Origin of the sequence: Cupriavidus pauculus (genome assembly GCF_022179805.1) — a bacterium.
Classification (GTDB): Bacteria; Pseudomonadota; Gammaproteobacteria; order Burkholderiales; family Burkholderiaceae; genus Cupriavidus; species Cupriavidus pauculus_E.
The window spans coordinates 84384-103570 of record NZ_BPUO01000014.1 but is presented as its reverse complement, the minus strand read 5'-3'; the positions used below and the strand labels follow the sequence as shown (position 1 = coordinate 103570).

At 64.2% G+C, this 19187-nt stretch carries 20 protein-coding genes; 7 read left to right on the top strand and 13 right to left on the bottom strand.

The genetic code is table 11. From position 1 onward, the window contains the following. Positions 1-136: 136 nt before the first annotated feature. A complete protein-coding gene (locus MFF62_RS24275; RefSeq protein ID WP_238265677.1) occupies positions 137-889 on the bottom strand; it encodes an SDR family NAD(P)-dependent oxidoreductase in 753 nt (250 codons plus the stop codon). 120 nt (positions 890-1009) lie between these two features. Between MFF62_RS24275 and MFF62_RS24270 the strand changes: the two genes are divergently transcribed. Further along, positions 1010-1930, top strand: a complete 921-nt coding sequence (locus MFF62_RS24270; protein WP_238265721.1) for a LysR family transcriptional regulator — start codon at positions 1010-1012, stop codon at positions 1928-1930. Between the two features lie 2 nt (positions 1931-1932). Here the strand turns inward: MFF62_RS24270 and MFF62_RS24265 are convergent, their stop codons facing one another. Beyond that, entirely contained in the window at positions 1933-2436 is a 504-nt protein-coding gene (locus tag MFF62_RS24265; protein WP_238265676.1) for a hypothetical protein, read from the bottom strand. Between the two features lie 44 nt (positions 2437-2480). Here MFF62_RS24265 and MFF62_RS24260 point away from each other — a divergent pair, with 44 nt between their 5' ends. The 5 genes from MFF62_RS24260 to MFF62_RS24240 all read left to right on the top strand — a co-directional run bounded on the left by MFF62_RS24260 (position 2481) and on the right by MFF62_RS24240 (position 6840). After that, entirely contained in the window at positions 2481-2678 is a 198-nt protein-coding gene (locus MFF62_RS24260; protein ID WP_238265675.1) for a hypothetical protein, read from the top strand. Between the two features lie 104 nt (positions 2679-2782). Further along, positions 2783-3805, top strand: coding sequence for a formylglycine-generating enzyme family protein (locus MFF62_RS24255; RefSeq protein WP_238265674.1), 1023 nt, complete (start codon positions 2783-2785; stop codon positions 3803-3805). 98 nt (positions 3806-3903) lie between these two features. Beyond that, complete coding sequence (locus tag MFF62_RS24250; RefSeq protein ID WP_238265673.1) at positions 3904-5415, top strand: arylsulfatase; 1512 nt, start codon at positions 3904-3906, stop codon at positions 5413-5415. A gap of 82 nt (positions 5416-5497) precedes the next feature. Then, on the top strand, positions 5498-6361 hold the full coding sequence (locus MFF62_RS24245) for a hypothetical protein (protein ID WP_238265672.1): 864 nt from the start codon (positions 5498-5500) through the stop codon (positions 6359-6361). A gap of 29 nt (positions 6362-6390) precedes the next feature. Then, a complete protein-coding gene (locus MFF62_RS24240; RefSeq protein ID WP_238265671.1) occupies positions 6391-6840 on the top strand; it encodes a YidH family protein in 450 nt (149 codons plus the stop codon). A gap of 46 nt (positions 6841-6886) precedes the next feature. Here MFF62_RS24240 and MFF62_RS24235 read toward each other — a convergent pair whose 3' ends face one another. From MFF62_RS24235 to MFF62_RS24215, 5 genes are all read right to left on the bottom strand, one after another. Continuing rightward, on the bottom strand, positions 6887-7888 hold the full coding sequence (locus MFF62_RS24235) for a hypothetical protein (protein ID WP_238265670.1): 1002 nt from the start codon (positions 7886-7888) through the stop codon (positions 6887-6889). A 176-nt stretch (positions 7889-8064) separates the two neighbouring features. Beyond that, entirely contained in the window at positions 8065-9075 is a 1011-nt protein-coding gene (locus tag MFF62_RS24230) for a helix-turn-helix domain-containing protein (RefSeq protein ID WP_238265669.1), read from the bottom strand. A gap of 175 nt (positions 9076-9250) precedes the next feature. Continuing rightward, on the bottom strand, positions 9251-10165 hold the full coding sequence (locus MFF62_RS24225; protein ID WP_238265668.1) for a LysR substrate-binding domain-containing protein: 915 nt from the start codon (positions 10163-10165) through the stop codon (positions 9251-9253). Positions 10166-10230: 65 nt separating this feature from the next. After that, on the bottom strand, positions 10231-12318 hold the full coding sequence (locus MFF62_RS24220) for a 2Fe-2S iron-sulfur cluster-binding protein (protein ID WP_238265667.1): 2088 nt from the start codon (positions 12316-12318) through the stop codon (positions 10231-10233). Positions 12319-12363: 45 nt separating this feature from the next. Continuing rightward, a complete protein-coding gene (locus MFF62_RS24215) occupies positions 12364-12981 on the bottom strand; it encodes a glutathione S-transferase family protein (protein ID WP_238265666.1) in 618 nt (205 codons plus the stop codon). Between the two features lie 242 nt (positions 12982-13223). On the opposite strand from MFF62_RS24215, the gene MFF62_RS24210 reads away from it, so the two are divergent. Continuing rightward, complete coding sequence (locus tag MFF62_RS24210) at positions 13224-13553, top strand: hypothetical protein (protein WP_238265665.1); 330 nt, start codon at positions 13224-13226, stop codon at positions 13551-13553. On the opposite strand, the gene MFF62_RS24205 is transcribed toward MFF62_RS24210, so the two are convergent. The 6 genes from MFF62_RS24205 to trxB all read right to left on the bottom strand — a co-directional run bounded on the left by MFF62_RS24205 (position 13520) and on the right by trxB (position 19131). Beyond that, positions 13520-13861, bottom strand: coding sequence for a hypothetical protein (locus MFF62_RS24205; protein ID WP_238265664.1), 342 nt, complete (start codon positions 13859-13861; stop codon positions 13520-13522). The genes MFF62_RS24210 and MFF62_RS24205 overlap by 34 nt on opposite strands. Positions 13862-13970: 109 nt before the next feature. Then, positions 13971-14273 carry a hypothetical protein gene (locus MFF62_RS24200; RefSeq protein ID WP_238265663.1) on the bottom strand — a complete coding sequence of 101 codons (303 nt, stop codon included), beginning with the start codon at positions 14271-14273 and terminating at the stop codon, positions 13971-13973. Next, complete coding sequence (locus MFF62_RS24195) at positions 14270-15952, bottom strand: thiamine pyrophosphate-binding protein (RefSeq protein ID WP_238265662.1); 1683 nt, start codon at positions 15950-15952, stop codon at positions 14270-14272. Before MFF62_RS24195 ends, MFF62_RS24200 begins: the two co-directional genes overlap by 4 nt. A 143-nt stretch (positions 15953-16095) precedes the next feature. Further along, positions 16096-17028, bottom strand: coding sequence for a LysR family transcriptional regulator (locus MFF62_RS24190; protein WP_238265661.1), 933 nt, complete (start codon positions 17026-17028; stop codon positions 16096-16098). A gap of 87 nt (positions 17029-17115) precedes the next feature. Next, positions 17116-18099, bottom strand: a complete 984-nt coding sequence (locus MFF62_RS24185) for a Bug family tripartite tricarboxylate transporter substrate binding protein (protein WP_238265660.1) — start codon at positions 18097-18099, stop codon at positions 17116-17118. A gap of 57 nt (positions 18100-18156) precedes the next feature. Continuing rightward, positions 18157-19131, bottom strand: a complete 975-nt coding sequence (trxB, locus tag MFF62_RS24180; protein ID WP_238265659.1) for a thioredoxin-disulfide reductase — start codon at positions 19129-19131, stop codon at positions 18157-18159. Between the last annotated feature and the right edge of the window lie 56 nt (positions 19132-19187).

Here is a 19187-nt window from a genome sequence, read left to right as displayed (position 1 = left end):
GGCGCGTGACTGCCGGTCTTTGATTCCGAGTTATCTCCGACTCGAGTATTTATTCAATAAGTTCCAGTACAACTGGCCACAGCGTCAGCGCCGCCTCCATCAGAGAGCAGGCGGCAGGCGCGTGGCCAGCCTCGACTTAAACTTGCGCCTGGCCGCCGTCCACGAACAGTTCGGCACCATTCACGAAGCTGGAATCGTCCGATGCCAGGAACAGCGCAGCCCCCGCGATCTCGTCGGGTTCGCCCACGCGGCCCATCGGGATGCGCGATGCCAGGTAGTCCAGCAGCCCCTGCTGTTGCGCGGCATCGGGGCCGGCCAGTTCGACCAGTCCCGGCGTGCGCGTGGCGCCCGGGCTGATCGTGTTGACGCGGATGCCACGGTCCTTCAGGTCGAGAATCCAGCTACGTGCAAACGCCCGGATGGCTGCCTTCGATGCCGAGTACACGCTGAATGCGGCCGTCCCTTCGATGGTCGTCGTGGAGCCGGCCAGAATCACCGATGCGCCCTTGGCCAGCAACGGCAGCGCCTTCTGCACCGTGAACAGCGTGCCCTTGACGTTGCGGTCGAACGTGTCGTGGTAGTGCGCTTCGGTGATATCGCCCAGGGGCACCATCGAGCCGCCGCCAGCATTGGCAAACAGCACGTCGAGCCGGCCCTTCTCGGCGCGGATCAGCTTGTAGAGCTGGTCCAGTTCCTCGGGCTTCGACGAATCCACACGAACACCGGTGACGTTGCCGATGGCGGCGACAGCCTTGTCGAGTTCGGCCTGCCGGCGGCCGGTGATATAGACATGGGCGCCTTCCGCGGCAAAGCGCTTGGCCGTGGCCAGGCCGATGCCGCTGGTGCCGCCGGTTACGAGTGCGATCTTGTTTTCGAGTCTGCGGGTCATGGTGATACTCCTTGTCTGGGTTTCGTCGATTGCGAATCGCTGGATGCGATGGAAGAAGAATATCGACGCCCCGATCTTTTCGAAATAGAATCGATCGCAAACTATCGTTGCAAATATGAAATGATCAGATTTCCGGATTTCGAAGGGTTGGCGATGTTCGCCAAAGTGGCGGAAGAAGGGTCGTTCGCCGGAGCGGCGCGCGCCATGGGGGTATCCGTGGCGACGGTGTCGCGCGGCGTTGCCAGGCTGGAGGAGCGGCTGGGCGCCCGGCTGTTCAACCGCACGTCCCGTCAGCTGGCGTTGACCGAATTCGGAACGACGATTGCCGAAAAGGCCGGCGAGATCTACCGGCAGGCCGAAGAGGCCGAAAGTGCCGCAAGGGAGATGTCGATGCAGCCTCGGGGCCTTGTCCGGTTGGCGGTGCCGATGTCCTTCGGCCTGCGCTGGGTGGCGCCGCTGCTACCGGGCTTCTTCCAGGCCTATCCCGAAGTCTCGATCGATCTGCACCTGTCCGATGCCACCGTGGACATCGTCGCCCAGGGATTCGATGCCGCCTTGCGGATTGCCGCATTGCCGGACTCGTCGTTGATTGCCCGGCGCTTGTGCCCGGTTTCGCAGCTTGTCGTGGCGTCGCCGGCGTACCTTGAGCAGCATGGCCGCCCGACGTATCCCCGCGACCTGGCAGGCAGGCCATGCCTTTCCTATGCCTACCGGGCGCGCAGCGATGTCTGGCGCTTCGTCAACGACGCCGGCGAAGAGCATCCGATATCGCCGGCAGGTCCGTTGCGCGTGACCAACTCCGAGGCGCTGCTGCCCATGCTGCTGGCCGGGCAGGCAATTGCCGAATTGCCGGAATTCATGGCGGGCGAGTATCTGGCCGACGGGCGGCTGGAGGCGATCCTGCCGGGCTGGCATCTCACCCGTGGCGGACTGTATTTCGTCACGCCCTCGGCACGGGCCAGGCCGGCGAAGGTTAGCGCGCTGTCCGATTACTTTGTCGAACATCTGTCCTCGCCCGCCTGGCTACAGCGCACTGGCTGACGCTATTTCACCTTCTTGTCTTCGCGCTTCGCCTCTTCCATGGCTTCCGGCTCCAGTTCCTCCGCTGCCCGGTTCAGATAGACGAACAGCCCCCACGAGGCAAGCAGCAAGGCGGTCGATGCAATCAGCCCGGCCGCATAGTGAAGCTGCGTCGGATCGTCGTGCAGCGCCTTGAACGTCGCCACGAGCCCTTCGATGGCCAGCGCGACCACCACCACCACCAGGAATCGCGACACGAAGCGACGAACCCGGGTCGGCGCGCTCACGTCGGCTTCGCGAATGACTTCTTCCTCCACGATGGTCTCGGCGATCTGCAACGCCACCACGGCGCCGGCCAGCAGCCCCAATGCCTCGATGATCCATTGCGCGCTGGCCTGGTCCCACTCACTCGAAAAGACGTCCCACCCCATGCGGGCTGCAATGGCAATCAGCATCAGTGCGGCGCAGGTAAAGAGAATTGCCATCAGCCCATGGATGACCGTAAAGAAGCGCATCAGATTCTTCATTTTCTGGCTCCGGTGCATTGCGAGTGGGTGAAAGACACAGCTGCATGCTTTGCCAGTATGGGATAAAACGCTTTACGCCGGGTATCCATGTGCTGCATGAGAAACACGAAGCCGGCATCGATAAAGGTCGCGCCAGGCCGGTCGCACAACCCGACCAGCGCCGCGCCCTGGCGTCAACCAACGTCGCCGATAAATCCGCAATGTCTCAACATCTGCACAAAAAAATTCACTTTGCTTTCTGACGACCGCCGCCGAACATAGTTGAGGTCAGCGGTCCGGCAGGTGCGGAGCGTTGGACAGTGACGGTCAGTCGATACGAGCCCCCTCTTCCAACTCTGGATGACGTATGGCCCAACCCTTGCGCAAGGAAGTTGCCGACCGCCCCGATGGCGGCGCCAACGATGCCGCAGTACTCACCCCCGCTGCACCCGCTGACCGGAAACGCATGGTCCGGATTCCGGGCGGCATGTTCCTGATGGGGTCGGACAGCCACTATCCCGAAGAAGCCCCCGCGCACAAGGTCAGCGTTCGACCCTTCTGGATCGACCGGCATACGGTGACGAATGCCGACTTCCGCCGCTTCGTGGAAGCCACCGGCTACATCACGCTGGCTGAGCGTCCCGCCAACCCCGAGGACTATCCCGGCGCGCTGCCGGAAATGCTGGCGCCATCGTCGGTGATGTTCCAGAAGCCGCCTGGCCGCGTGGATCTGCGCGATCACTACAACTGGTGGGTCTACACGGCGGGCGCCGACTGGCGCCATCCTCGCGGACCGTCCAGTTCGCTGAAGGGCCTCTGGGACCATCCCGTCGTGCATGTGGCCTACGCCGATGCCATGGCCTATGCGCAATGGGCCGGCAAGGACTTGCCGACCGAAGCCGAATGGGAAATCGCCGCGCGCGGCGGGCTCGATGGCGCCGAATTCGTCTGGGGCGACACCTTCGCCCCGCGTGGCAAGCACATGGCCAATACCTGGCAAGGCGACTTCCCGTGGCAGAACCTGCTGGAAGACCGTTACGAGTGGACCGCGCCCGTGGGCTCGTTCGCGCCGAATGGATACGGCCTCTATGACATGGCCGGCAACGTGTGGGAATGGACGAGCGACTGGTACCAGGACCACGGCAAGATCGTGAAGACCTGCTGCACGCTCGACAACCCGCGCGGCGGCACGCCGGAAGCCAGCTTCGATCCATGCGCGCCGCAGGTGCAGATTCCCCGCAAGGTCATGAAAGGCGGCTCGTACCTGTGCGCGCCGAACTACTGCCGGCGCTACCGCCCCGCCGCGAGGATGCCGCAGGCCATCGACACATCCACCTGCCACCTGGGCTTTCGTTGCGTGGTACGCGAGGACCCCGCCGGCCAGGACTGACGAATGCATGCATAGACTCCGGACACAACGGTGAGTACCGGGGCGCCGGGAGAATTCGCTGCCGGCAACGGCGGCTTCGACACGCAAAGGAGAATGCCATGGCAGAGAAAAAGAAGCCGAATTTCCTGATCCTCTGGGGTGACGATATCGGTCAGTCCAACCTCAGTATCTTCACCAAGGGCCTGATGGGGTATCGCACCCCCAATATCGACCGGATTGCCGAGGAAGGCATACTGTTCACCGACTACTACGGCGAACAGAGCTGTACCGCGGGCCGGGCGTCGTTCATCACCGGCCAGTGCGGCCTGCGCACGGGTTTGACCAAGGTGGGCCTGCCCGGCGCACCGCTAGGCATGCGCGCCGAGGACCCGAATATTCCAGAACTGCTCAAGGGCCTGGGCTACAGCACCGGCCAGTTCGGCAAGAACCATTTCGGCGACCGCGACGAGCATCTGCCCACCATGCATGGGTTCGACGAGTTCTTCGGCAACCTGTACCACCTCAACGCCGAAGAGGAACCGGAACTGCCCGACTATCCGACTGACAAGGACTTCCCCAACTTCAGGAAGAACTTCGGGCCGCGCGGCGTACTGCATTGTTGGTCCGACGGCAAAGGCGGCCAGAAGATCGACAATACCGGTCCGTTGACCAAAGACCGGATGAAGACCGTCGATACCGAATTCCTCAAGTCGGCCAAGGAATTCATCGAGAAGGCGCACAAGGACGACAAGCCCTTCTTTGTCTGGTTCAACACCTCGCACATGCACTTCCGCACGCATATCGAGGACCGCATTCGCGGCCAGGCCGGACGCTGGCAGTCGGAATACCACGATTGCATGGTCGAGCACGACAAGCACATCGGCGAAATGCTGAAGCTGCTGGATGACCTCGGCATTGCCGACAACACCATGGTCATGTACAGCACCGACAACGGCCCGCACATGAATTCGTGGCCCGATGCCGGCATGACGCCGTTCCGCAGCGAGAAGAACTCCAACTGGGAAGGCGCATACCGCGTGCCCTGCATGGTGCGCTGGCCGGGCGTGATCAAGCCGGGCTCGGTCTGCAACGATATCGTCAGCCACCTGGACTGGCTGCCCACGATAGTCGATGCCGCCGGCGATCCCGATGTGAAAGCGAAGCTGACAAAGGGACACAAGGCGAACGGCAAGGACTTCAAGGTGCATCTAGACGGCTTCAGCCTGATGCCCTACCTCACAGGCAAAGCCGCCAAGCCCGACCGGAAGGGCTTCCTGTACTTCACCGACGATGGGGACCTGGCCTGCCTGCGGTACGACAACTGGAAGGTTGTCTTCATGGAGCAGCGCGCGACCGGAACGTTGCGAATATGGGCGGAACCGCTGGTCACGCTACGCGTGCCCAAGATCTTCAACCTGCGCACCGACCCTTACGAGCGGGCCGACGTCACGTCGAATACCTACTATGACTGGCTGCTGGAACACGTCTTCATCCTGGTGCCGGCACAGGCCGGGGTGGCCGAATTCCTGCAGACATTCAAGGAATTCCCGCCCAGGCAGAAGGCCGCCAGTTTCGGCGTGGATCAGGTGGTTGAAAAGATGATGGACGCGGCCGGAGGCGGCAGCCGCTAGGCGCGGCGTCCGCTTGGGATCGGCCAGCCCGGGGCGACGCACCGCACGGCGCGCCCCGGGCGCCTCACTGCCAGGAAAGTCGATGGATGCCAAGGCCCTTGTTCTCCTCGCGTTCCACGTGGCGATTCTTGGAACCGTGTTCTCCTACGGTCTCCAGGCAACGCGCGCCGACCTGGCCTATCTATTTCATCGGCCGGGCCTGCTATGCCGCTCGCTGCTGGCCACGGCGGTAATTGTTCCGGTCGTGGTCGTGGTCTGCGTAAAAAGCCTGAACCTGCCTCACGCCGCTGCCGTGGTGCTGACGGTGCTGTCGATCTCTCCCGTTCCGCCGATGCTGCCGAAGAAGCAATCGAAGGCCGGTGGCATGGCGCCGTATGCGCTGGCACTGCTGGTGGTGCTCGGACTCAGTTCCGTCGTGACCGTGCCGCTCTGGGGCGTGCTGCTGGAGAGCGTGTTCGACCTGTCCCTGTCGATGCGGCCCGGGGCGATCCTCAAGATCGTGCTGACCATGATCGTGGCGCCGCTGCTGGCCGGCCTGCTCGTCTCCACCCTGTTGCCCGGCCTTGCCCGGAGGCTTGCCCAGCCCGTGCGCAAGGTGGCAACGTGCCTGCTGATCGCCGGCGCCGTGGTCATCCTGGCCGGCACCTGGCGGGCGATCCTGGCCGCCACCGGCCACTGGGTGGTGGTCGCCATCATTGCCTTCGTACTGCTCGGCCTGGTGGTCGGGCATCTGCTCGGCGGCCCGGAACGGGAGCATTCGCCGGTGCTAGCGCTGTCGTCCACCGCCCGCCACCCTGCCATCGCCCTCACCATCGCGTCGGCCAACTTCCCCGACGAACAGTTCATCCCCACGTTGGCCCTGTACCTCATCGTGTGCACGCTGGTGGTGATTCCATACGTGAAATGGCAGCGCGCGCAGGCTGCCGGCGATCCGCAAGTGAACTGAGGCGGCGCCGCGTCCAGGAGATGTCCGCGATGACGATTCCTACTGGCAGCGAGCCTGCCGACCAGCAAGCCCCCCACCCCAACGAAAACACGCTCCTGGCGCGGCAACGCACCACGCTGGCGCTTGAGCGCAGCTTCCTGGCGGTGGAGCGCACGCTGATGGCGTGGCTGCGCACGTCGCTGTCGATGATCAGCTTCGGCTTTACGCTGGCGAAGTTCTTCCAGTACCTGGAGGGCCAACACGGCGGCGGCCCGATCGTCGGCCGGCTTGGCGGCACATGGTCGCCTCGAGCCGTGGGAACGGCCATGGTGCTGATCGGCACCGGCGCGCTGATTGCCGCAGTGGTCCAGCACCGCCGCCGCGTCAGCGCGCTGCGGCGCGAGGGCCTGATGCCGCAGTGGAACTTGGCCTACTGGGTAGCGCTTATCCTCGCGGCGCTGGGTGCGTTTGCCCTGCTCTCGCTGGTGCTGGATCAATAAAAAAGGGCCAGCAGAAGCTGGCCCTTTTCTTCGTACGCAAACTACGTTACTTCACGCTCTGCAGTTCCTGCGTATAGACCTTCATGAACGAAGCGTTCGAGAAGCCGGCGGCATAGCCGTAGTTCGAGACCCACTTGACCGTGCGGCCAAGTTCCGGGGACCACCAGCTCGTGACGGTTTCGGAATACGTTGCCGTGCCCTGGCTGCCGTTCGGCAACTGGGTATCGTTGGATTCCGTGTACGTGATCACGTAGTTGATGCGCAGCGCGTTGTAGGTGCCGGCTGCCACCGTGATGGATTCGTAGCCTGCAACATTGGCCTTGACGCTGGCCTTCTCGCGATAGCCGAGCACGCAGCTGTAGCTCCAAGTATCGGTCCACGACTTCCCGACATACATCGGAAAGCTGTAGAAATCGCGCTTGGGCGTGTACGTGCACACGTTGTTGTTACTGAGATAGGTACGCGTCAGGCGGTTACCATCCTGATCCTGCGTGTAGCTCTGGTCCGGCGTATTGGTATCGGTGATGACGCTATTGACCGTGGAGTTGCCATTGGTGACAGCCGTCGTGGTGTAGGCGACATGCTGCGTACCGCCGGCGCCGCCCAGGCGCTGCGACGTTTCCGTGAACGTGGCCACTTCGCCGACCTTCCGTGCCGGGGCCGTGTAGCGCTGCGGCGACACCGTCAGGTTCAGCTTGAACACCTTGCTCGGATCGCTCACCAGCGTGGCGGTGAGCTGGATCGTGTCACCGGTCGGGCTGACCAGGTTTCCGGACCAGAGGGTATCGTTCAGCGTCTGGTTGGCCACCGTTGTCAGCGTGCTGGTGACGGCCACCGCCCACTTGACCGGCGCGCTCGTCCGCAGCGTGAGGAAGTCGCCCGACTGGACGCTCATTGTCGCAGCCTGGCCGTTGCCAACCGTCGTACCTTGCGACGTGCTGCCCGTGGAACTGACGCTCAGCGCAGTGTTGCTGTCATCTCCGCCACCACCGCAAGCGCAAAGCATTGCAGCCAGCGCGCAGCTGGCCATCCATTTACCCATACCCATCTTGAATTCCCCTGACGACTTATTTTTGAGTTTTGATTGGCCCGAAATTTCCGTTCGGATTTTGAGCCGGGGGCAATTCTAGTCAGGTGTGGCGTCGCCGGCGCCCCCAACCAAAGTGGGGATTGTCGACACAATTGAATATCTTTAATAAAAAGTACATTAAATACATCCAGTCATCAAACTTGGTCTACACCAGGGCGCGCCGACTCGGAGATAAAGGGCAAGGCGCGCAGCGTTTGCCGGCCTCCATCGATTGCGGCGTCCATCGCCTGTGTGCGCCATCGCCCCGGCGTGGTACCTGTGGACTTGCGGAACACGCTGGTGAAATGCGCCTGCGAATGAAAGCCCGCCTGCACCGCAATGGCCGCCAGCCCAAGCTGTCCTTCCGACAGCAGCCGCCTGGCGATTTCCAGCCGCGCCTCCGTGAGATAGGTATGTGGCGTCATGCCGGTGGCCAGCAGGAACTGCGCAGCGAAGTGCATGCGGCTGAGCCCGACGTGCTCCGCCATTGCCTGCAGCGAGATCGGTTCGGTAGCGTTGGCACCGATGAAATCCATCACCTTGCGTAGCCGCCATGCCTGCAGCCCGACGGGCCGCTCGACGGCACGCGCCGATTGCAGTTGCGCGCGCACCAGATAGGCAATCACGGTGCGGCATGCATGGTCGATGAACAGCGCAGTCGACGGATCCTGCAGGCTCGCCGCTTCGGCCAGGGCGCCGACGAAGCGCCCCAGGATCGGGTCGGCACGAAAGCGCGGATCTTCGAGCGTGAATCCGCCAGGTACGTGCTGCCCGCATCGATGCAAGGTGTCACGCATGGTGGCGACGGGCACGTAGAGAAGCACCGATTCCATGGGCCTCTCGAATCGGCACTGCACCCGTACGCCAGGCGGCGTGACCTGCGCGGCGCCGAACTGCCCACCCCGCATGAAGGCGGCCGTGCCGCCCATGTGATAGTCGACCACCGTATCGGACAACAGGATCTCGATCGTGTAGTGGCCGTCCAGCAGCGGCGACGTGAGCGTGCGCGGCTCGCGGCGCCGGTCGCTCCACCGTCCCCATGCACAGGTCGCCACGGATCCCTCGCGTAGCAGATGCGAACCTCCGCGCCACTCGGATTCGACTTCGATTTCGGCGTCGGCATCGGTCGCGGCAATCGTATCGGCACAGGACAAATCGCGTCTCATGGCACTTCGGGAGGGTTGGCGTGCGGCGGCCCGATCGCCGCCGGCGTGACGGCGGTGCCTGGCAGGTCGGGCCATAGGCTGCGCTTATAGGGTGGTGCTCCCAGCCATTTTGGTAAACGCTTCGCCGCAACGCAATATCGCCCGGCGAGGTGGTCGATAAGCCGTGCTTATGGGATCAGGCGGCCATCTTCGCGGCCAACGCGGACGACTCCTGCGCGAGTTGCACGCGCATCTGGCGGATGACGTCTTTGGCGTGTTCGGAGAGCGGCGAGCCTGCGCGGAAGGCAATGACGCTGTTGAGCACCACGTCGACCGACAGCGGCCGGATGGTCAGTCCCCGGCCCATGTAGTCGGCCGCGACCAACGGATGCGACACCCCGACGCCCACGCCAGCCAGTGCCAGTTCGCACACCGTGTGCGAATTCGGCGTCTCCACCAGCGGCTTTAGGAAGACACCGGTCTCGCCAAAGCGGGTTTCCAGCGAGATGCGCGTCGGGTCTGCCGAATTCAGCGCGATAAACGGTTGCCGCTCCAGGTCTTGCGGGACCACCGTGCGCCGACGTGCCAGCGGATGGCCGTCACGCATCACCACCACCGCGCGCAAGTGCGCGAACGGGGAATGCTCCAGCCCGGCCATGGACAGCCCCGTGGCCATCAGACCGAAATCTACCTTTCCGGCAGACACCGTTTCGTGCACCTGGTGAGTGTTCATGACCTGGAGCGAGACCTGCACGCCGCGCTTGTCCGCCTCGAAGGCGGCGATCGCCCGCGAGATAAAGCCAAGCCCGAACGCCGGGTTGATGGCTACCGTCAGGCGTCCGAGCCCATACGACCGCAAGCTCCGTATGCGATGTTCGATGTATTCGTAGCCGGCAAAGAAGCGGTCGACGTCGCTCATCAGCGCGCTGGCGGCGGGGGTGGGCTCCAGCCGGCCACGCGTTCGCGAAAACAGGCTGACGGCGGCGGCGCCCTCCAGCTTGCGGATGGCCTGGCTGACGGCCGGCTGGGAGACGCCAAGCAGGACGGCGGCCTTGCTCATGCTGCCCGACGTCATCACCGCACGAAAGATCTCGATCTCGCGAATGCCCATGACTGTTTGTCTCCCGCCGTATTGGCGCGGGCACCAGCTTACCTCAGTGCGGCCGGCCGGCGGCTTCAAAGGTCCAGCAGCAGGCGCGGACCTCCGCCGGACGCCTGGTCGGCGGGCACGGCGCAGCAGATCAGCGCCTCATCGTCGGGCGTGCTGAAGGCGGGTGCGGTTGCATAAGCCACGGCCCCTTCAACGATTTTGGTGCGGCAGGTGCCGCATGTGCCGCCACGGCAACTGAATTCGGGACTGAGGCCGCGCGCTTCGGCGAGCTCCAGCAGCGTGCCGTCGCCGGGGCTCCAGCGCGCTTCCTTGCCGGAACGGACGAAGGCTACCGGCGTGGGCACCTGCGCGGCGGTTCGGATCGGCCCGACTGCCGCTGCCGTGGCAGCTTCCTGCCGCCGCGTGAGGCCAGCGGGACCGAATGCCTCGGCATGGATGCGCGCGTCGGCAATGTTGAGATCGCGCAACCCGTCATAGGTGGCCTGCATGAACCCGGGCGGCCCGCACAGATAGAAGTCGAAGTCGTCGAACGGTAGTGTGCGGCGCAGCAGCGCCATGTCGATGCGCCCGGCGAAATCGTAGTCCTGGCCTTCCACGGCGTCGCAAACCTCCGACAGCACCCGCACCACGTGCACCTTGCCCTCGCCCGCATCGGCAAGCCGCCGAATTTCCTCGGTGAACGCCCGCTCGCCCAGCGATCTGGCGGACTGGAACATCCATGTCCCGCGCACCCTGCGCTTGCGCAGCCCCTCATAGACCACGTGCCGCAGCATGGCCAGCAGCGGCGTGATACCGACGCCCGCCGCCAGCAGCACGGCCGGACGGCGTTCGGCGGCATCCACCACGAACTGCCCGGCCGGCGCACGCGCCTCGATCACGCTGCCCACCTGCAGCGTGTCGTGGAGGTGTGCGGAGACCAGCCCCTCGCGCTTCACGCTGATCCGATAGATGCCGTCCGATGGCGCCACGGAAATCGTGTACGTGCGAATAACCGGCTTGCCGCAGGCCGGTGGGCTGACGCGGATCGGCAGGTGCTGCCCGGCCACATGCGGGAGCAGTCCGGCACCGTCGTCGGGCTGCAGGTGGAACGAGCGGATCGTGGACGACTCGTCGACGATGTCGACCACGCGGAACGGCCGCCATGCATTGGCCAGCGCTGCGGCTTTCAGGCGCTCGGCGACCTGGTCCCAGCTTCCGGTCATCAGCGAGTTGGGCGACCAGCCGTTCTCCAGGAATTTCCAGCGTAGCGGCAAGGCATCGGGGCGGAACACGATCTGCCTCGGCATAAAGTGCCATAGCCGCTCGGCGCCCTGGAACGCGCCGATTTCGGGGTCGTCGAGCGAAACCGAGGCGGTGCCACTCAACTGCAGCATGTCGCCGGTCTCGAAGTCGACAAAGGCCACGCTCGCCCTGGGATTGACCAGGAAGTTACCCAGCGTGGCGAAGAAGAGATTGCCCGCGAAATCGGGCACCGTGAGCATGCCGTCATCGCCCACGCGCACGAAGCCGGATTTGCCGCCCCGGCTCGATACATCGACCTGGCGTGGCGCGCCATCCTCGCCATCGATGTACGACGCCACGAACAACATGTCCGCCGCACCAATAAGCGCGCGCTCGCGCGGTCCGAGGGCTGCCAGCTTCTGCGCAGGCGCCGCCGACGGTTCGGACGGGTCGCGTGCGAAGTCCGGGTCTCGCAGTTGAAGGTACTGCGGGCAGTTGCCGAAGCTCTGGGCGACCGTCACGTCGAATCCCGTGCCAGTGCGGTTCGTCACCACGCCGTTCATACGGTTGCGGCGGCGCGTCTGGAACTCCACGCCGAGCAATCCGACCCCGGCGCCGTCGACCAGCCCGGCACTGGCGGGATCGCGCGGATCCGTCACCACAGCGACATGCAACGATTTGCTGGCGGGAGACTGCGTGAAGCCCGGTCGACCGGCAATCACGGTGGCCCAGGGGTCGCCTGCTTCGTCCACGGCGCCAAGCACCAGGAACGGGAGGCCCGCGAAGAACTGCCGGTGTTGGTCCGGCATGTAGTCGCGAATCACGCGCCGCCCGACATCGGCCATCCGCTCGGCAACCCCGAGCTTGCGTTGCATGGAAAGCTCGCCCGCATGCCAGGGCGAAGCCTTCTCGTTCGCGGTATCCGTTGCCATCGCCTGCCTCCATCGCGTGTCGTGCCGGACTCTACTGGTGCGGGGTCACTGATTGGCGGTAAGTCCCGCCGGTGTCTTCGTGAACGCTAGAAAGCCGGGCAGCGACTCGACCCGCTGCAGCCAGGCATTCACGTTGCGATAGGCCGAAAGGTCGACGTTTCCTTCGGGCGCACGCGCAATGTATCCATACAACGACACGTCGGCGATGGTGGGATGGTCCAGCGCCAGGAACTGGCGGCCTTCGAGTTCCGCCTCGATCAGCTTCAGTATCGTGTGCGCCCGACCGATCACTTCCTCGGCGTTGTGGCGCGCGCCGAATACGGTGATCAGCCGTGCGGCGGCAGGCCCGTAGGCAATCTCCCCGGCGGCGATGGACAGCCAGCGCTGCACGGCTGCTGCCGGCAACGGCGCCTCGGGCAGCCAGTCCGTCTTGCCGAACTTCTTGGCAAGGTAGACCAGAATCGCGTTCGAATCGGCAATCACGTCCTGGCCGTCGACGAGCACCGGCACTTGCCCGAAGCGGTTCAACTTCAGGTATTCCGGCGATTTGTGCGCACCGGCGGCCAGATCCACCTCGATCGCCTCGTATTCCACGCCCAGCAACGACAGGAACAGGCGCGGACGGTGCGAATGGCCAGACAGGTGATGGTAGTAGAGCTTCATAGCGGCAATCCCCGAGGAAGGTTGGATTTGGCTGGATGCGCGCGGCCCGGTGGGCACGGCACAGGCGCAAGACTAGATTGGAAGGTGGCCCCCGGTATTGCAAGTTCGCACGGCCTCCATCGCGATATCACGACGCCGTGGGCCATCGCCAATCTTGAACCTCGAAATGTCGACCGCCCTAAAGTTTCGGGCCTGCCTGCCGTAGTGTTGGGTTGGCACGTAAAAGACGATGTGGAGTACACATGCTGAGAATCACGGCGATCATCTTGCTCGCGACGCTGGCATCGACTGCAGCGAATGCCGCTTCGGATGGGGGAAGTCAGTCACAGAGCCTGAGCACCCAGCGCGGGATCGGCAAAGGCCAGCGCAATGCGACGGAATTGCACACCGGGCCGGTCGCACCGGGAGGCCTCATGGCCACACAGCCGGCTTCGCCTGCGTACGATCAGCAGTTCAACGGCGGGGGACAGTACCCGCTGATCGTCGCACCGTACATCGAGGTTCCCGGCTATTCGCCGCAGCCCAATCCGCCACGACCTCATCCGCCGCGCCCCGTTCCGCACGGCCGATGAAGCGGAGCAGCCCGGGACGATGCCGGCACGCGGCGGCGCACCCGGGCATACACCACCTTGGCAATCACGCCCAGCAGCGTCATCGCCATGCCAAGCAGGAACACCATGAGGGCCATACTGAAAAGTCCTCCGCCAATGCCATCGGCCGCGAGACAGTACATCGGGTAGCCGCCCAGGTAGAACGGGCAGACACAAGCCAGCCAGTACAGGCGGCGAAGCCAGGGCAGTCTGCCCTTCCCCGGCCAGATCAGAAAATGCACCGATGCGAGGACGGCTGCCAAAGCCATCAGAAGGAACACGGCGATCATAAGGCGCCACACGGAGTGATTGGTTTCAGTCCGTGCATGGTCCGATAGCCGGATGTGGCCACGGAGAAGCCGCTGCGTCCCACCGGCTTCATCGTATCTTCACATCGGCTCAGCGCCCCTCCGTATTACCCAAACGCCGCTTGCGATGATGCACGACCCAGATCATCGCGCGCACTGCCACGTCGTCGGATGTCGACACGATGGCGTGACACCGCTGCATCTGGACTTCCGTAGGAAAGATGCGGAGTTCGGCGGCCGCGCCGATTACCGTGGCAATTTCCAGAGGCGACTGTCGCAGCAAGGCATGCGATAGCAGGCGCTCGGCATGTTCTCCATGCGACGCCCCGGCATTTTTCAGCACCGCTACCAGCGCTCGGGTTTTCCACAGCAGTTCCGTGGATCGGATGCTCATCCCTGACCAACCGCCTGCGTGCCGGCATCCACGATCACTTCCAGCAGCCGTGGTTGCCGCGATGCGATGGCGTCCCGTAGCGCTGCACCAAGCTCCGATGGGTCTACAATGCGCTGCGCAGTAACGCCCATCCCGCTTGCGATCTCCACAAAATCGAGGGCTGGATTGACCAGGTCCATGCCCAGGAACGCGTCGCAGTGCCGCATTGCCACCAGCCGTTCCTTGATGATTCGATAGGACCGGTTGTTCACGATGACATAGGTGATCGGGAGTTGCTCGTGTGCGGCGGTCCATAGCGCCTGGATGGCGTACATGGCGCTGCCGTCGCCGACCAGTGCCACGACCGGGGTTTCTCGCCTACCGAGTGCGGCCCCGACGGTCCCACCCATGGCAAAGCCCAGTCCACCACTGGCCAGGCCAAAAAAGTCGCGCGGCCGCGTGACCCTCAGGAAGCTGGCCAAGTGTGGCGCCGTGGTCGGCGCCTCCTCTACGACGACTGCCTCAGGCGGGATGGCGTCCGCCAGCGTCATGACAAGCACGCGGGGATCAATCGGCGTCGCGGTTCGCATCGACGATAGCTCGGCACGCAATGCCTCCCTGCGCACCGTCCAGTTCGCGTCGCGCAGGCGGCCCAGGCGGGTGCGCGCGTCCGCTTTGGCTTCAGGGGTCTGTGCGGCGGCAACCTGCGGCAACAGGTTAGTCAACGTCTCTTTGATCCCGGCGCGTACAGCAAGATGGGTGGGGTAATTCTTGCCGAGTTCCCAATCGCGCTCCGAGATGTGCAGCACCTTCAGGTTGGCTGGCAAGGGATCGGTCTCACTGAACGCCGACATCCGCAACAGGTCGCCGCCCAGCACGATCAGCAGGTCATGCCTGGCCAGGGTCTCGTGAACCTTCGACTGGTTACGCGACAGGTCTCCCATGAACGCCGCGTGCGTGGACGGGAACCGGGTGTTGTACGGGATGGGCTCGTGGTAGACCGGCGCGCCGATCAACTCGGCAAACGCCTGGGCCTCGGCAAACGCGTCCTGCTCCGCGAGTTCCCTGCCGGCAATGATGACGGGCGACCGGCTCGCGACGATGGCCTCGACCAACGTCGCTTGCGTACGTGCCGACGGGCAGCCCAGGACGTCGACGCGTGTGCTGAATCCCATATCCAGCTCCGCGACGTCGTCCAGGATGCTACCGGGCAAGCTCAGGAATACCGGGCCGCACGGCGGCGTCAAGGCGATCTTGGCCGCGCGCCGCACCACGCGCGGCAGGTCTTCCACACGCTGGATCTCGTAGGCCCACTTGACCAACGGTTCTGCGATGGGTACCAGCGGCTCATAAAGCATCGGCTCCAACAACCCATACCCCAGCTCGTACTGGCCTGCGGTGACGATCATGGGCGAGCTCGAGAACTTCGCGTTGTAGAGCGCGCCCATCGCGTGGCCGAGGCCAGGCGTGCAGTGCAGGTTGACTGCGGTCAGCCGCCCGGTGGCCCGGGCGAAACCATCGGCCATGGATAGCACCACCGACTCCTGCAGGCCCAGCACGTATTCGATCCCCGCCGCTTCCGGCATGGCCTCCATCAGCGCCAGTTCCGTGGTTCCGGGGTTACCGAAGACGTGGGTCACTCCCTCATCCCGCAACAGCTTCAAGAATGCGGCGCGGCCGCTCAGACGCGCTTTGGTCATGGCTTGTCCCTGTCCCTGCGGGAAGCTTCGAGATTGCATCCTGTCTCCAATGAACGTGTAGTCTTGAGAGACAGGATAGGGGCGCCGCGCGATTCTTTACAACGTCAATCTGTTACGCAAAATGATTGCGAAAATCGCATAGATCAGCTTGCCCGTCGCGCTTTCGGCCGCGCCTGCCAATGCGCCTTGATCTGGGTGAGAAAGCCTTCGGCGCTTGGCGTCAGCCCGCGATCCTTCAGCACGATCACGCCGATACTGCGCGTCAGCGCGGGCTGCGCCAGCGGCTTGAGCACCAGCCCCGGAGCGAGCGCGGCGGGGATGGCGCCGCCGGGCACCACGGCCACTCCCACGCCGGCGTGAACAAATTGCATGACCGTGGCAAATTGGGTCACCGTCACCGCGTGCTGGAGGTTCAATCCTGCGGCGGCTGCCGCGCCGTCCAGCATGCGACGCGTCTGTGCCTCCTTGGGCAGCGAGACCATGGCATGGTTCGCCACCTCGACCAGTGTCAGGGTCTTGCGGGAAGCAAGCGGATGGTCGGCCGGCATGACCACATGAAAGGCTTCGCGCCCCAACGCGATAGCGGAGAACTCCGCCGGCACGTCGTCGACGTAAGTGAGGCCAAGATCGGCGACGCCGCTACGAATGGAATCGAGCACCGTGCCATGGACGCCTTCACGCACCTGGATCTCGATCCGGGGGCGGGATTCCCGATAGCGCGCCACCACGACCGGCAGGTGCGTGGAGGCCACCGACATCACCGCCGCGATGATCACCTGCCCCCGTTGCTCGTCGGCAATCTCGCGCATCCCTTCGAAGGAAATCCGCAAATCGGCCAGCACACGGTTGGCCAGCGCCACGAATTCCAGTCCCGCTGGCGTGATCTCCACCTTGCGCGTCGTGCGACGGAAGAGTTCGACCCCGATCGCGGCCTCGACGCGTTGCAGCGTACGTGTCAATGCCGGTTGCGACAGATCCAGCGTGATCGAAGCGGCGAGCAGGCTCCCCTCGTCGGCAATGGCGCAGACCGCCTGCAACTCGCGGGCACTGAGGTCGGGGACGAGATTCTTGTTCATGGTGGCGGATGTCCGGCACTGAAGGGTATGGCGATTATGCCGCACCCCACCCGAGGAAAGCGCACCGCCCCGCCACCTTGAAGGCGACTACGCGAGCCGGATACCAGCCGCCTTGATGATCTTCGCGTACCGGTCTGCCTCCTGGTTGCAGAAGGTTGCAAAGCGTTCGGGCGATTCGCCCATGGGTTCGGCCGAGAGGTCTGCGAGGCGCGCCTTGAGTTCCGGAGTGCCGAGCGCTTTGGCTGCAGCGGACTGGATCACCGCGACAATCTCCGGCGGCGTCTTGGCCGGACCCCAGAGCCCATACCAGGTAGTCATGGTCATCTCCGGAAAGCCACTCTCGACGAGCGTCGGCACGTCGGGCAGGCTCTTGGAACGACGCGTGCCTGTCACGCCGATCGCGCGCAGCTTGCCGGCCTTCACCAACGGCAAGGACGCGGGCATGGAGTCGAACATGAACGTGACCTGGCCGCCGATGAGGTCGGTCAAGGCTGGAGCGCTCCCCTTGTACGGTGCGTGGACGGCGGAAATGCCTGTGAGCATCTTGAAGAGCTCGCCCGCCAGGTGACCAGGCACGCCATTGCTCGACGACGCGAAGCTGCAACCGCTGGGCCGGGCCTTCACGTACCGGATCAGGTCGGTGACATTGTGGATGGACGAGTCGGCGGGAACCAGAAGTTGCAGCGGCGTGGAAGCCAGGCTGGTGATCGGCGTAAAGTCCTTCAGCGGATCATGCGGCAGCTTCGGGTACAGCGACGGATTGATGACCTGGGCCGACACGTTGATCAGCAGCGTTAGACCGTTCGGTGCCGCCTTGGCGACCATGTCGGCACCAATCGTGCCACTCGCCCCGCCCCGGTTGTCGACCACCAGCGGCTGTTTCAGGATTTCGGCCATGGGCTGCGTCACGAGCCGGCCGACCACGTCCGTGGGGCCGCCCGCCGGAAACGGAATCACGACCCGGACCGGCCCTGAGGGATATCCGTTTCCCCAGGACAGCGATGGAAGTCCCGCGAGTTGGGCGGACCCGAGCGTCGCCACGCCCGTCTTCATAAACTGGCGCCTGTTCATGCTTGTCTCCTGTCTCTTTTTTGATGATCGGGAGGCTGTCTCCCGCATGCGGAACCACTACATGGCTGTCGGCACGTCTTCCTGAAGGAAGCGCTGCGCATCGAGCGCGGCCATGCAGCCGCTACCCGCCGACGTAATCGCCTGGCGATAAACGGAATCCTGGACATCCCCCGCCGCGAACACGCCTGGAATGTTCGTCATCGTGGACAGGCCATCCCTGCCCGCACGCGTCACGATGTAGCCGTCGCGCATCTCCAGTTGCCCGTTGAAAATGTCAGTATTTGGCTTGTGCCCGATGGCGATGAAGCAGCCCGTCACAATGAGCTGCACCTCGCCGCCATGCCGGACATCGCGCAGCCGGACGCCGCTCACCCCGGACTCGTCCCCGGTCACTTCGTCCAGCTCGTGCCAGAGGTGAAGATGGATCTTTCCCGATTCGACCTTCTCCATCAGCCGCGACACAAGGATGGGTTCGGCGCGGAAGCTGTCACGGCGGTGGATCAGATGTACCTTTGACGCGATGTTCGACAGGTACAACGCCTCCTCCACCGCCGTGTTTCCGCCCCCCACCACGCAGACGTCCTGGTTCCGGTAGAAGAAGCCGTCGCAGGTAGCGCAGCCGCTGACGCCTCGACCCCGGTAAGCCTCTTCGGAGGCCAGGCCCAGGTACTTCGCCGATGCCCCGGTGGCCACTATCAGCGCATCGCAGGTGGTCGTGCCGGCCTCGCCGTGCAGCTTGAACGGGCGCGTGCTCAGATCCACCGCTTCGATATGGTCGAAAACGATGCGGGCATCGAACCGCTCGGCATGCTGACGGAAGCGCTCCATCAGGTCCGGGCCCATCACACCACCCACATCGGCGGGCCAGTTGTCCACGTCGGTCGTGGTCATTAGCTGGCCGCCTTGCGCGGCGCCGGTCACCAGAACGGGCGAGAGGTTAGCCCTGGCGGCATAGAGCGCGGCGGTATAGCCGGCAGGCCCCGAGCCGAGGATCAGAACACGGGCGTGGGAATTCGCTTCTTTGGAACGCATGGCAACTCTTCGAATGGATACGGTGAACGGATGTCGGGCGGCGGGTGTCGGGTGCT